Consider the following 13479-nt stretch of genomic DNA (forward strand, 5'->3'; position numbering starts at 1 on the left):
GGGAAGAACATGGGCTATACTGCTGCCCCGCTGGAAAAGCTGATCGAAGAATTCAGCAAGTTCCCGGGGATCGGGCGCAAGGGCGCTACCCGCATGGCGTATCAGGTGCTGAGCATGTCGGACGAAGATGCCGCCGCACTGGCGGGAGCCATTCAGGGTGCCCACACCAAGCTCCATCGCTGCCGTATCTGCCAGAATTATACAGAAGCGGATATCTGCCCCATCTGTGCCAGTGCAAAACGCGACCCTTCTGTGATCTGCGTGGTGGAAACGCCCCGCGATGTGCAGGCGTTTGAACGCACAAGGGAGTATCACGGCTTGTACCATGTGCTGCACGGTCTGCTCAGCCCGATGGACGGCATTACTGCCGAACAGCTGTGCGTCAAGGAACTTCTGGCCCGCTTGGGCGACGGCAAGGTGAAAGAGGTCATCATGGCCATGAACCCCACGGTGGAGGGTGAAGCCACCGCCATGTATCTGGCAAAGCTTATCAAGCCTCTGGGCATCAAGACCACACGTCTGGCCTATGGCCTGCCGGTGGGCGCAAGCCTGGAATACACTGACGAGACCACTTTGTACCGTGCACTTTCTGGCCGCGGTGAGCTGTGAATTGGGAAAAATTTACAGTTTCTTCAAAAACAGCCCTTGCAAAACCATAAAAAAATGGTATACTGATACAACAAACCACAATGGAGAAAGGAGGCGCGCGGAATGGCACCCACTAAGGAGCGTCCGGCAACAAAAACCATTGCCACAAACCGTGAAGCGCGCCATGAATACTTCGTTCTGGAAGCGCTGGAAACCGGCGTTGAACTGAAAGGTACGGAGGTCAAGAGCCTGCGTGCCGGAGGGGTCAACCTGAAAGACAGCTGGGTCGATATTGAGGATGGTGAACTGCTGGTAAAGGGAATGCATATCAGTCCCTACGACCACGGAAACATGTTCAATCAGGATCCGATGCGCGTCCGGCGCCTGCTGGCACACAAAAGTGAGATCCGGCGGCTGCATCAGCAGTGCAAGCTGCAGGGATATACCCTTGTGCCGCTTTCGCTCTATTTCAAACATGGCCGCGTGAAAATGGAAGTGGGCCTTTGCAAAGGCAAAAAGCTCTACGATAAGCGTGCCGATGCCGCCCAGCGCGATGCAAAGCGTTCCATTGACCGTGCCATGAAGTCCAACGGCAAATACTATTGATCTTTTCAGACCGCTTCCTGAAGCGGAACTTTTTCAAAGCTTTCTGCACACCGCAAGGTGTGCTTTATAAGGGGGCGTAAAGGTTTCGACGGGGAGAGCGAGGTCTGGGCAGCGGGTAGCAGTGGGGGAACTGCTCTATAACTCCTCCAAAAAAATTAACTGACAATAACAATTCTCAGTTGCTCGCAGCCTGAGTGCTGCGCGTTCCGCCCACTCTTGTGTCGTGTGGGGTCGGGGCGTCCTTTAGACACAGCACCTGAACGGACTTAAGCTTTGCGGACCGGCAGGAACTCATGAAGCTACCAATGCGCTAGCCTGACGATCGGCGTGGCGCGGCGGGAATGTTGTAGATCGCCTGCACCCGGAGATACCTACACTGAACTCTTTTCGGACATGGGTTCGACTCCCATCGCCTCCACCACAAAAAGCACCTAGAAACGTTTGTTTCTGGGTGCTTTTCTTTTTGCTGAAACTGGTTTATAAAGCACTCTATATCACAGAACGATTCGCTATTAGGGCGGCTTTTGTCACAATTTGTACGTATTTCCAGCAAAACAGAATGATTGTATAAAATTTATACACCCGCTAAAGTTTGTTTGTTGTCTGCTGCGGCGGCGCGGGGTATACTGTTGCCATAAGGACGGCGCAAGGATGCCGAAAAAAGCAATAAAAAGCAGGGAGGCTTTTCTATGTACTATTCCAGTGGCAACTATGAAGCATTTGCAACTCCTAAAAAGCCGGAGGGTGTCGATCATAAATCTGCATATATCATTGGTTCCGGTCTGGCCGCACTGACAGCTGCATGTTATCTGGTGCGTGACGGCCAGATGAAGGGCGAGCATGTGCATGTGTTTGAGAAAGACCCCATCCCCGGCGGTGCCTGCGACGGCTACAAATACGATATCGGTTACGTGATGCGCGGTGGCCGCGAGATGGATAACCACTTCGAGGTCATGTGGGATCTGCTGCGCTCCATTCCGTCTCTGGAGACCGAGGGTGCCAGTGTGCTGGATGAGTACTACTGGCTGAACAAGGAAGACCCCAACTATTCACTGTGCCGTGCTACCGTCAACCGCGGCGAGGATGCCCACACCGATGGCAAGTTCGGCCTGTCTGATAAGGGTGCTATGGAGATCATGAAGCTCTTCTTCACCCCCAACGAGCAGCTGCAGGATAAGAAGATCACCGATTTCTTTGATGATGAAGTGCTGAACTCCAACTTCTGGCTGTACTGGCGCACCATGTTTGCCTTTGAAAACTGGCACAGTGCTCTGGAAATGAAGCTCTACCTCAAGCGTTATATCCACCATATCGGCGGTCTGCCGGATTTCACCGCCCTGCGCTTTACCCGCTACAACCAGTATGAATCTATCATCCTGCCCATGGTCACTTACCTGAAGGACCACGGCGTGCAGTTCCACTATGAGACCAAGGTCGTGGACGTGAAATTTGATATCAATGGCAAGCGCAAGCAGGCAAGCAGCGTGGTTGTGGAGCACGCAGGTGAGATCAGCTCCATTGACCTGACCGAAAATGATCTGCTGTTCATCACCAACGGCGGCTGCGTGGAAAGCTGCACGATGGGCGCACAGGACAAGGCAGCAGGCTTTGATCCCACCATCAAGCCGGGCAACGGCTGGGATCTGTGGAAGAAGATCGCTGCACAGGACCCCGCATTCGGCAATCCTGAAAAGTTCTGCTCCGACCCCGAACATTCCAACTGGGAAAGCGCCACCATCACTACGCTGGACGACAAGATCCCGCAGTATATCCAGAAGATCTGCAAGCGTGACCCGTTCAGTGGCCACACCGTCACAGGCGGCATCGTCACCGTTAAGGACTCCAACTGGCTGCTCAGCTGGACGCTGAACCGTCAGCAGCAGTTCCGAGACCAGCCCAAGAACCAGCTGTGCGTCTGGGTCTACGGCCTGTTCAGTGATAAGCCCGGCAACTACGTCAAAAAGGCCATGCGCGACTGCACCGGCAAGGAACTGTGCATGGAGTGGCTGTACCATATCGGTGTGCCCGAGGATCAGATCGAAGAGCTGGCCGAGCACAGTGCCAACACCATCCCGGTCATGATGCCGTATATCGATGCATTCTTTATGCCGCGTGCGATGGGCGACCGTCCTGATATCGTGCCGGAGGGTGCTGTCAACTTTGCCTTCCTGGGTCAGTTCGCCGAGACCGGCCGTGACACCATCTTCACCACCGAATACTCCATGCGCACCGGTATGGAAGCTGTGTACACCCTGCTGGACATCGACCGCGGTGTGCCCGAGGTCTGGGGCAGCACCTATGATGTACGTGCCCTGATCGATGCAACGGTCAAGCTGCGCGACGGCAAGAAGATCACCGACATGGATCTGCCGCTCATCCCGCGCCTTGCCATGAAGGAAGCTTTGAAAAAGATCGAGGGTACCGACCTTGAGAAATTCCTCAAGGAATACAATGCGATTTGAGCTCGTTGCTCTGATCCATTTTTAAATCCCCTTTGAAAACAGCCCGCTTTTGCAGTCAACGACTGGCTGCAGATGCGGGCTGTTTTTTGCCCCGAAAAGGAATAATGTTGCACAAAAAGTGTGACTTAGTACCGTGAATTATGAACAAATTGTGCGATTCCGGGTTGTTCTTGGGTGTTTTGTGTGTTATGCTTAATATAACAAGCGTCGGGCTGGTTCTGTGCGCCCGATAAAAACAAAAGAGAGTTTTAAGAGGAGGTCGTTTTTCCATGAAACAGCTTATCTCCCGCCGCAGCTTCCTGAAAGCCGCAGGTGTCACTACGGCCGTTGCTGCCGTGAGTCTGGGCGCACCCGCTGCGTCTGCATGTTACCCCGGCAGCTTTAAGGACATTACGATCCTGTACACCAACGATGTTCATACTTATATCGACAAAAAATCGCCGGAACTGACCTATGCTGCCATCGCAGCTTTGAAAAAGAGCTATCAGGATGCAGGCAAAAATGTCCTGCTGGTAGATGCGGGCGACCATATTCAGGGTACCGCATATGGTTCCATGGACGAAGGTGCATCCATCATCCAGCTGATGAACGCCGCTGGCTACGATGTTGCTACGCCCGGCAACCATGAATTCGACTACGGCATGGCCCGTGCAAAAGAGGTAATGGCTGAGGCAGATTTCCCGTACCTCTCCAGCAACTGGGTCAATTTGCCGCTGGGCAACCGCGTTCTGCCGGATGTCAAATACTTCACCATCGGTGGCCGCGTGATCGCATTTGTGGGCATCACCACGCCCGAGACCTTCACCAAGTCTACTCCGGCTTACTTCATGGATAAGAGCCAGAGCCGCTATATCTATGATATTCTGGGCGGTGACGACGGCCAGAAGCTGTACAAGGCTGTGCAGAAGTCCATTGATAAGGCCAAGGTTCTGGCTGACTACGTGATCGGTCTGGGCCATCTGGGCGTTGATCCTTCCTCTTCGCCCTGGACCAGCAAGGAAGTCATCGAGCACACCTCCGGCTTCGATGCATTCATCGACGGCCATTCTCACACCAAGATGGAGTGTGAGTGGGTGAAGGATCTGTCCGGCAAGGCTGTCGCCCTTACCCAGACTGGCTCTTATTTTGCAAATGTTGGTGAAATGACCATCAAGGCTGACGGCTCCATTGCCACCCGTCTGATCTCCTCTTACGAAGGTTCCGACAGTGCCGTTGCCGATATCCAGAACGCATGGGTCGCTTCTGTGGACGACATGCTGGGTGAGAAGATCGCTGTTGCCGATACGAACTTCTACATCTCCGACCCCGAGACTGGCAAGCGCCGCATCCGCATGGCAGAGACGAATCTCGGCGACTTCGTGGCCGACGGCATTTACTCCTACTTCAATGAGGTGGAACAGCTGCATTGTGACATCGCTATCATGAACGGCGGCGGCATCCGCGCCGATGAGAAAGCCGGCTACTGGACCTTCAAGACCTGCAAGCAGGTCAGCCCGTTTGGCAATGTGGCCTGTCTGATGTCTGTCACCGGCAAGCAGATCCAGGATGCACTGGAGTTTGCAGCCCGCTTTGCCGGAACGGAAAAGGAGAACGGCGGCTTCCTGCATGTGGCAGGCGCTTCCTACGAGATCCACGCCGATATCCCCAACACCGTGCAGACCGACGAGAAGAATGTCTGGATTGGCAGTGCCACCGGCACTCCGCGCGTGCAGAACGTGAAGATTTACAACAAGGCTTCCGGTACTTATGAACCGCTGGACGAGGGCAAGACCTACGCTTTGGCTGGCATGAACTACACTCTGCGCAATCTGGGCGATGGCTTTGCCATGTTTGATGGCGCAGAGCTGATCAAGGACTATGTGTCTGAGGATTACCTTGTGATGTCTACCTATGCCATGACCTTTGGCGGTGTAGATGCAGAGGGTCTGCCGCATTTGACCACCGCAAACAGCCCGCTGGCCGATTACCCGGGCTATCTGCTGGATTACGAGAATCCCTACGGCGCAGGCCGCATCAGCATTCTGTAATAACTGCATAAAAATGGGCGTACCGTCGCAAAGACGGTACGCTGTTTTTGTATAACAATATAGAACAAAAAAACCATCCGGCATAAACCGGATGGCTTTTGGTTGGGGATGAGAGAATCGAACTCCCACAAGTAGAGTCAGAGTCTACCGCACTACCACTATGCAAATCCCCAATATTCGATTGCGTTTCGCAGTATGAGCCGCTCAACGTGTGCTATTATACGCGGAAAAGTGATACTTGTCAAGCGTGATTTTGAAAAAATTGCAAACTTTTTTAAAATGCGCGCACCAGCGGAGAAGTTTCTGCTTTACCATAAACTGGCATATTCTGCACCGGTCTCTTCATATACTAAAATGTACAAACCTTCAAGATACACAAAGAAGAGGAGGACGGCCTATGCTGGAACGAACCCATGCCCAGAACACCCAAACTTTGCTTTCGAGCCGCATCCCGCGGGATACCGAGCACGAACGTTATCACCCAGAACTGGAAGAAGAGCTGAAGGAATGTCTGTTCTGCCTGCGGCGCAATGAGATGATGTTTGATCTGGAGGTGGATACAGACCTGATCGAGCAGCGCATTTACGAGCGGCAGGCGCTTTTGTGCCGCTACCGGTACTTACTGGCCAGGGCGCGGGAGCTGGGGCTGCACACCGTCCTGACGAAGTATCAGCCTGCTGGACAGGTTTGAACAGGTTGGCAGCATAAAAATCTTGACAGAAAGCCCCTTGCGTGTTATCATAAGCAAAGATAAATGCGTACTGGGCTTTGTCCGGCGCGATGAAATTTTGAGAGCTAGAGAGGTTTTCTATTATGGAACGTATTAAGACCATTGCTACTCGTGACCTGACCAAGAGCGTTAAGACCGGCGGCTGCGGCGAGTGCCAGACTTCCTGCCAGTCCGCTTGCAAGACCTCCTGCGGCGTGGCTAACCAGCAGTGCGAGAACAGCAACAAGTAATTTTTGCAACCCCCTGCCGCCTTTGCCGGGCGGCATTTTTTTGTATAATTGGAATGGAGAGTAAAATGGTACACCAGTATCAATTGAACGGCTATAACATCGTGCTGGACACCTGCAGCGGCTCGGTGCATGTGGTGGACGATGTTGCATACGATATCATTGCCATGTACCCGGAGCATACTGCTGACGAGATCGTTTCGGCTATGATGGCAAAGTATGGAGACCGCGAGGATGTCACGGAGGAAGATCTGCGTCAGTGCATCGATGATGTGACCAACCTGAAGGAAGCAGGCAAGCTGTGGACCCCGGATACCTATGAGAATATGGCTTTCGACTTTAAAAACCGCAACACCGTGGTCAAGGCCTTGTGCCTGCATGTTGCACACACCTGCAACCTGAACTGCTCCTACTGCTTTGCTTCGCAGGGCCGCTATCAGGGCGACCGTGCGCTGATGAGCTTTGAAGTGGGCAAGCGTGCCATGGACTTCCTGATCGAAAACTCCGGCACCCGCCGCAACCTTGAGGTGGACTTCTTTGGCGGCGAACCGCTGATGAACTTTGATATGGTCAAAAAGCTGGTGGCCTACTGCCGTGAGCAGGAGAAGATCCACAACAAGAACTTCCGCTTTACCATGACCACCAACGGTATGCTGATCGATGACGATGTGATCGATTTCTGCAACAAGGAGTGCCACAACGTCGTTCTGAGTCTGGATGGCCGCAAAGAGGTCAACGACCGCTTCCGCAAGGACTATGCAGGCCATGGCAGCTACGATACCATCGTGCCCAAGTTCCAGGAGTTCGTGAAGAAGCGCGGCGACAAGAACTACTACATGCGCGGCACCTACACCCACTACAACACCGACTTCACCAACGATATCTTCCACATGGCCGACCTCGGCTTTACTGAGCTGAGCATGGAGCCTGTGGTGTCTAAGCCCGGCGATCCCAGTGCCCTGACCGAGGAAGATCTGCCCATCCTGAAGGAACAGTACGAGATCCTTGCCAAGGAAATGATCAAGCGCAACCGCGAGGGCCGCGGCTTTACCTTCTACCACTACATGATTGACCTCACCGGCGGCCCCTGCATCTACAAGCGCATTTCCGGCTGTGGCTCCGGCACGGAGTACATGGCTGTTACTCCTTGGGGCGATCTGTACCCCTGCCACCAGTTTGTGGGCGACCCCAAGTACCTGATGGGCGATATCTGGAAGGGCGTTACGAACACTGCCGTGCGCGATGAGTTCAAGCACTGCAACGCCTATGCCCGCAAGGAGTGCCAGAACTGCTGGGCAAAGCTGTACTGCTCCGGCGGCTGTGCAGCAAACTCCTACCACGCTACCGGCAACATTACCGGTGTGTATGAGTACGGCTGCGAGCTGTTCAAAAAGCGAATGGAATGCGCTATCATGATCAAGGTCGCTGAGAATCAGGAACTTGCCGCCAAGGGCATCGAGGTGCCTATTGAGCTTGGTTCTACCTGTAACGCCTGTGCTGATGGCGAAGCCTGCGAATGAGCACGACCACGCCTATTGTGGATTTTGTGCGCCGTTACGCACAGTCCGGCACCTCGCGGCTGCATATGCCCGGCCACAAGGGCCAGAGCCTTTTGGGCTTTGAGCCGTGGGACATTACCGAAATAAAGGGTGCGGATGAACTGTATGGGGCTGACGGCATCATTGCCCAGAGCGAAGCCAACGCTACCCGGCTGTTCGGCACGGTGCATACCTATTACAGCACAGAGGGCTCGTCCCAGTGCATCCGTGCAATGCTGTGCCTTGCACTGCAGGCTGCGCCCGCAGCCGGACAGCGCCCGGTCCTGCTGGCAGCGCGCAACGCTCACAAAGCGCTGTTGTATGCGGCGGCGCTGCTGGATTTTGATATCCAGTGGCTCTGGCCTGCGCCGCAGGATGCCGGTGCACTTTGCAGCTGCCCGGTGTCAGCTGCAAAGCTGACAGGTGCTCTGCAGGGTTTGGCACAGCAGGGCAGGAAGCCCTTTGGCGTCTACATCACCAGTCCGGATTATCTGGGCGGTGTGCAGGATATTGCAGCGCTGGCCGAAGTGTGCAAGGATTTTGGCGTTCCGCTTCTGGTGGATAATGCCCACGGTGCTTACCTGCGTTTTCTGCCGCAGGGCGGTCAGCATCCTATTGCGCTGGGCGCGGCCATGTGCTGCGACTCCGGCCATAAAACGCTGCCCGTTGTCACTGGCGGCGCATACCTGCATCTGGGCAAAAATGCCCCCATTCAGGACGAAGCCGCTGTGCGCAATGCACTGGCATTGTTTGGTTCCACCAGTCCGTCTTACCTGATCTTGCAGTCGCTGGACAAATGCAATCAGGTTCTGTCGGAGGGTTATCCGCTGCGGCTTTTGCAGTGCTGCGGATATTTGACCCGCCTGCGCCGGGAGCTGAACGAAGCCGCTGCGGCAAAACACTGCCCGGAGCCGCTGGCACTGGAAAGCGAACCTCTCAAGGTCACGCTGGATGCTGCTACACTGGGCATGACCGGCACAGAGCTTGCAGAAGCGCTGCGCTGCGCAAAGGTCGAGTGCGAATATGCCGACCCGCGCTATGTTGTGCTGATGTTCACCCCGGCAAATCCGCCGCAGGACTTTGAACGGCTGACTTCTGCCGTTCTCCACATTGTGGAAAACCTTACAGGACCGTTCCCGCTCTCGGAAAAAAACGATCGTGAGCTTTTGGAGCTGGAACACGAATTGCACACCTGCTGCAGCATCCGGCAGGCCGTGTTTGCCCCGCAGGAGCAGGTGCCCACAGAGCAGGCGGTGGGGCGTATCTGCGCTATGCCGACGGTTTCCTGCCCGCCTGCGATCCCCATTGTGGTCAGCGGCGAGAAGATCACACCGGCTGCCGTCCGGCTGATGCAGAAATACCATGTAATGCAGGCGGCTGTCCTGCGCAAAACGATCTGATTGTTTCAAAAGGCCCAAAGGCATCGTGTGTTTTGCACGGTGCCTTTTTTGCGCGCATATCCTGCAAAGCATGTGCATACTTTTCCAGTAGAGACGGACAGGGAAAGGAGCACACTGCATGGAACTGAAGATCTTTCGGGATACGCTGCCGCAGGCAGGCACGAGCTGCACCGTCAAGGCAGAACTTCCGCTGGAAACCGAGATCCTGATTTCAGATTATCTTCCGCCGGTGTTCAAGCTGGTCAAATGCTTTGCAAAACCGGTGGTGCTGCAAAAGCAGCTGCAGCCCGGGCGGCTTACATTGGAAGGCTATCTGCGCTGCACTGTGTTTTATCAGGGCGAGGACGGGGCCGGGCTTTGCCAGACCGAGCAGAAGCTGCCGTTTACAAAGCAGCTGGAGGTGCCGGAATTCTCCTTCACCAGCTGGATGGCCATGGTAGAAGGGCAGACCGAATACCTCAACTGCCGGGCAGTAAACCCGCACCGCATCGAGGTGCGCGGAGCCTATGGTCTTGTGGTTACTATCCATACACAGGATAAACAGGAACTAATCACAGCGCTGGCCGATGGCGGCATTGAACAGAAATTGCAGACGCTGAACGGCGTGCGCAGCACCGCGGTGCTGGAAAAGCTGGTCACTGTGGAAGGGGAGCTTGTGTTTGCAAAGCCGCCCGCAGCCATTCTGGATATTACCGGCAGCGCCGCCGTGCGGGAGGTAAAGCTGCTGGCGGGCAAGGCAGTGGTCAAGGGCGAGGTACGTGCCCAATGCGCCTGGCGCGCGGAAGGTGAAAGCAGCCTGCAAAGTCAGGCGGCATCCCTGCCGTTCAATCAGGTGGTGGATCTGGAAGGCGTAGCAGAGGACTGCAGATGCATGTGCGTGCTGGAGCCGGTGGGCTTTGCCCTTGCGGAGGGCGAACAGGAAGCCAGCGGCCAACTGACAGCCAGCGTGATGATGCATTTGCACGCATGGCGGCCCTGCCAGCTGCAATACGTAGCGGATGCCTTTTCTACGCAGTTTGAAACCGCCGTCACGCCGCAGGAATTGGCAGCAGAAGATCTTGCCTGTATGCTGAACGAGACAGCATCTTCCACGGCCTCCGGGCCGCTGCCAGATGCGGATGCTCAACTGCGCGCCTGCTTTGTGTCTTATGGACCGGCGCAGGTAACACCTTACCGCGACGGCTGGGCCTTTACGGTGCGTGCCGTTGCTACCGCCTTTGCCGAGAACAGTCTTGCTGAACTGGAAAGCTACGAAAAAACACTGGAGCTTGTCTTTCCGCTTGCAGTAGAAGCCCCGCCGGGTGCACAGTTCAGCCCGGAATGCTGGCTGAGCACCGAGAACATCCAGTGCAGCTGCACTGGCGGCACATTGGAAGTGACGGTCACCGCCCGTGCCGAAGGAGCCATCCTCTGCCGGAGCACACATTCGGGCATCGGCAGCATTGAGCTGGGCGAACCGCTGACGACTCCGGACCCGGAGATCGCACTGCGCATCTACTATGCACAGGCAGGGGAGGAGTTGTTCGGCATTGCCAGACGGTTCCATGTGTCACCGGCACAGATCCTGACGGCAAATGGGCTGGAAGCCGGTACGCAGGTCCTGCCGCAGGCGATGCATTTTCTGGTGCCGGGCGCATAAATCGACGAAGAACGCTGCCTTTTCAGGCGGCGTTTTCCTTTTGTGCCGAAAAGAAAGTGAAAAAGCCCTTCCTTCTCTGTGTGCGGGAGAGTATAATAAAAAGCGGTGTTTGAAATAGGAAAGGAGTAAAAAACAAAGATGAATTCCAAAAGTAAGCTCCTTGCCCCGGAGCTTGTCAATGCAGAAAGGCCGGTTTGGGCTTTCAGCAAAAAGATTTTCTGTGAGGGCATGCGGGATGGCGTTCCCATTGCGCTGGGCTATTTTGCTGTTTCCTTCTCGCTGGGCATTGCGGCCCGCCGGGCAGGTTTTACCCCGTTTCAGGGCTTTCTGGTCAGCCTACTGAACAACGCTTCGGCAGGCGAGTACGCTGCATTTGCCATCATCATGGCCAATGCGACCTATCTGGAAGTGGCCATCATCACACTGATTGCCAATGCGCGCTATCTGCTCATGAGCTGCGCACTGGCCCAGCGCTTTGCGCCGGGCACACCCTTCTGGCACAGGCTGCTCATCGGTTATGATGTGACAGACGAGCTTTTTGGCATCACCATTGCACGGCCCGGCAGCCTGAACCCATATTATACCTACGGTGCCATTCTGCTGGCGGCACCGGCTTGGGCCATCGGTACGGCGTTGGGCATCATTGCGGGCAATCTGCTGCCGCTGCGGGCTGTCAGTGCGCTGAGCGTTGCCCTTTACGGCATGTTCCTTGCCATCATCATTCCTCCGGCGCGTAAGAGCAGGGTGGTAGCTGCACTTGTTGCCATCAGCTTTGCACTGAGCTTTGTGTGCAATTACCTGCCGGGTATCGCCGCTCTTTCGGAGGGCACGCGCACCATTTTGCTCACAGTGCTCATTTCCAGCGCTGCAGCAGTTCTTTTTCCGGTAAATCCAGAAGAGCAGGAGGAAGAGCATGACGCATAATCATTACATTTACATTGCAGTGATGGCGCTGGTATCCTATGCCATCCGCATCCTTCCGCTCACACTGATCCGCAAGCCCATCAAAAATCGCTTCATTCAGTCGTTTCTGTATTATGTGCCCTATGTGACGCTGGCGGTCATGACCTTCCCGGCCATTGTCAACGCGACCCAGAGCCCGGCTGCCGGTGCCATGGCGCTGGTGGTAGGCATTGCAGCTGCTTGGTTCGGCGCAAGCCTGTTTCAGGTATCTGTGGCCTGCTGTGCCGTCGTGTTCGTGCTGGAACTGTTCCTTTAAAATTTCTGTGCCCGGCAGGCTGTCATGCTGCTGGGCACTTTTTCATTGCCCTGCAGGAGGAAATTATCATGAAAAAAATTCTTATCACCGGTGCAGGCGGCTTTGTCGGCTCCCGCATTTTGCAGCAATGGCAGGGAAAGTACGAGCTTTGCGCCCTTCCAAAAGGCTTTTTCTGTACAGCCGATGAAGCTCTCACCCGTGCGCAGGTGGAAGCTTTGCATCCGGATGTGATCCTGCACACCGCCGCTCTTTCCGATACCAGTTACTGTGCGCAGCATCCGGCAGAAGCTTACCGTGCCAATGTGGAGCTGCCAGTCTGGCTGGCACGGGCTGCGCAGCAGACGAAGGCAAAGCTGGTGGCATTCAGCTCGGATCAGGTCTATGCTGGTGTGCAGCAGCAGGGGCCGCTGCCGGAAACACTGGCCCTGCATCCCGCAAACATTTACGGCCAATACAAGCTGAAAGCAGAGCAGCGTGTGCTGGAGCTCTGCCCGGACTCGGTCCATCTGCGTGCCAGTTGGATGTATGACCTGCCCGGCTATGAGCTGCCCATCCGGGGCAATCTTCCGCTGAATCTTCTGCGTGCCGCGCTGAAGGGAGAGGCTCTGCGCTTCTCCCGGAACGACCACCGCGGCGTGACCTATGTGCGGCAGGTGATTGAAAATCTGGAGCCTGCCATGACGCTGCCCGGCGGCGTATACAATTTTGGCAGCGGCAATGCTGAAAACATGGTATGCACCGCCCGGCAGTTTGCCGAAACGCTGGGAATCGCTGTGCAGATCGAGGAAGAAAGCTGGGGCCGGAACCTTGTGATGGACACCACAAAACTGGAACGCTTCGGCATCCGGTTCGACACCACTCAGCAGGGCATCCAGCGCTGTTTAAAAGATTACGGGCTGAGAACGCTGTAAAATTTCCATATCGCACAAAAATCAAATAAAACAAAACAAAAAAGCAGGAGTTCTGCGCGAAATTCTTCCGACCAAAGCGGAAAAAACGCACAAAGCGCCCTGCTTTTTGTGTTTCTCAGCGGGAAACAGCCG

At 55.2% G+C, this 13479-nt stretch carries 12 protein-coding genes, 1 tRNA gene and 1 other RNA gene; 13 read left to right on the forward strand and 1 reads right to left on the reverse strand.

Translation table 11 applies throughout. From position 1 onward, the window contains the following. Positions 1 to 9 precede the first annotated feature (9 nt). The 5 genes from recR (at position 10) to PXT33_RS07980 (ending at position 5683) form a co-directional block, all read left to right on the forward strand. Positions 10 to 609 carry a recombination mediator RecR gene (gene recR, locus PXT33_RS07960; protein WP_005941730.1) on the forward strand — a complete coding sequence of 200 codons (600 nt, stop codon included), beginning with the start codon at positions 10 to 12 and terminating at the stop codon, positions 607 to 609. Between the two features lie 102 nt (positions 610 to 711). Continuing rightward, positions 712 to 1194: an SsrA-binding protein SmpB gene (gene smpB / locus PXT33_RS07965; protein WP_005941729.1), complete on the forward strand. Its 483-nt coding sequence runs from the start codon at positions 712 to 714 to the stop codon at positions 1192 to 1194. Positions 1195 to 1264: 70 nt separating this feature from the next. Continuing rightward, positions 1265 to 1615: a transfer-messenger RNA gene (gene ssrA / locus PXT33_RS07970) on the forward strand. 268 nt (positions 1616 to 1883) lie between these two features. Further along, positions 1884 to 3656, forward strand: a complete 1773-nt coding sequence (locus tag PXT33_RS07975; RefSeq protein ID WP_097775570.1) for an oleate hydratase — start codon at positions 1884 to 1886, stop codon at positions 3654 to 3656. A 269-nt stretch (positions 3657 to 3925) separates the two neighbouring features. Further along, positions 3926 to 5683 (forward strand): bifunctional UDP-sugar hydrolase/5'-nucleotidase, encoded by a 1758-nt coding sequence (locus PXT33_RS07980; RefSeq protein ID WP_294647459.1) that lies wholly within the window; start codon positions 3926 to 3928, stop codon positions 5681 to 5683. Between the two features lie 99 nt (positions 5684 to 5782). On the opposite strand, the gene PXT33_RS07985 is transcribed toward PXT33_RS07980, so the two are convergent. Next, positions 5783 to 5856 (reverse strand) — tRNA-Gln (locus PXT33_RS07985). A 224-nt stretch (positions 5857 to 6080) separates the two neighbouring features. Here PXT33_RS07985 and PXT33_RS07990 point away from each other — a divergent pair. The 8 genes from PXT33_RS07990 (at position 6081) to PXT33_RS08025 (ending at position 13347) form a co-directional block, all read left to right on the forward strand. Then, positions 6081 to 6374: a hypothetical protein gene (locus PXT33_RS07990; RefSeq protein WP_005942150.1), complete on the forward strand. Its 294-nt coding sequence runs from the start codon at positions 6081 to 6083 to the stop codon at positions 6372 to 6374. 122 nt (positions 6375 to 6496) lie between these two features. Next, positions 6497 to 6643: a six-cysteine ranthipeptide SCIFF gene (gene scfA / locus PXT33_RS07995; protein WP_005926683.1), complete on the forward strand. Its 147-nt coding sequence runs from the start codon at positions 6497 to 6499 to the stop codon at positions 6641 to 6643. Positions 6644 to 6708: 65 nt separating this feature from the next. Beyond that, the gene (gene scfB / locus PXT33_RS08000; protein ID WP_165853647.1) at positions 6709 to 8160 is read left to right on the forward strand and encodes a thioether cross-link-forming SCIFF peptide maturase; all 1452 of its coding nucleotides are present in this window, start codon (positions 6709 to 6711) and stop codon (positions 8158 to 8160) included. Next, positions 8157 to 9578: an amino acid decarboxylase gene (locus tag PXT33_RS08005; protein WP_332376290.1), complete on the forward strand. Its 1422-nt coding sequence runs from the start codon at positions 8157 to 8159 to the stop codon at positions 9576 to 9578. The genes scfB and PXT33_RS08005 overlap by 4 nt, the downstream gene beginning before the upstream one ends. Before the next feature lie 118 nt (positions 9579 to 9696). After that, positions 9697 to 11217, forward strand: a complete 1521-nt coding sequence (locus PXT33_RS08010) for an SPOCS domain-containing protein (RefSeq protein WP_005942145.1) — start codon at positions 9697 to 9699, stop codon at positions 11215 to 11217. A 138-nt stretch (positions 11218 to 11355) separates the two neighbouring features. After that, positions 11356 to 12141, forward strand: a complete 786-nt coding sequence (locus PXT33_RS08015) for an AzlC family ABC transporter permease (RefSeq protein ID WP_332376291.1) — start codon at positions 11356 to 11358, stop codon at positions 12139 to 12141. Further along, on the forward strand, positions 12131 to 12436 hold the full coding sequence (locus PXT33_RS08020; protein WP_005942135.1) for an AzlD domain-containing protein: 306 nt from the start codon (positions 12131 to 12133) through the stop codon (positions 12434 to 12436). The genes PXT33_RS08015 and PXT33_RS08020 overlap by 11 nt, the downstream gene beginning before the upstream one ends. 68 nt (positions 12437 to 12504) lie before the next feature. Beyond that, on the forward strand, positions 12505 to 13347 hold the full coding sequence (locus PXT33_RS08025; RefSeq protein WP_332376292.1) for a sugar nucleotide-binding protein: 843 nt from the start codon (positions 12505 to 12507) through the stop codon (positions 13345 to 13347). Positions 13348 to 13479 lie beyond the last annotated feature (132 nt).

This window comes from Faecalibacterium taiwanense, assembly GCF_036632915.2.
Taxonomy (GTDB): Bacteria; Bacillota; Clostridia; order Oscillospirales; family Ruminococcaceae; genus Faecalibacterium; species Faecalibacterium taiwanense.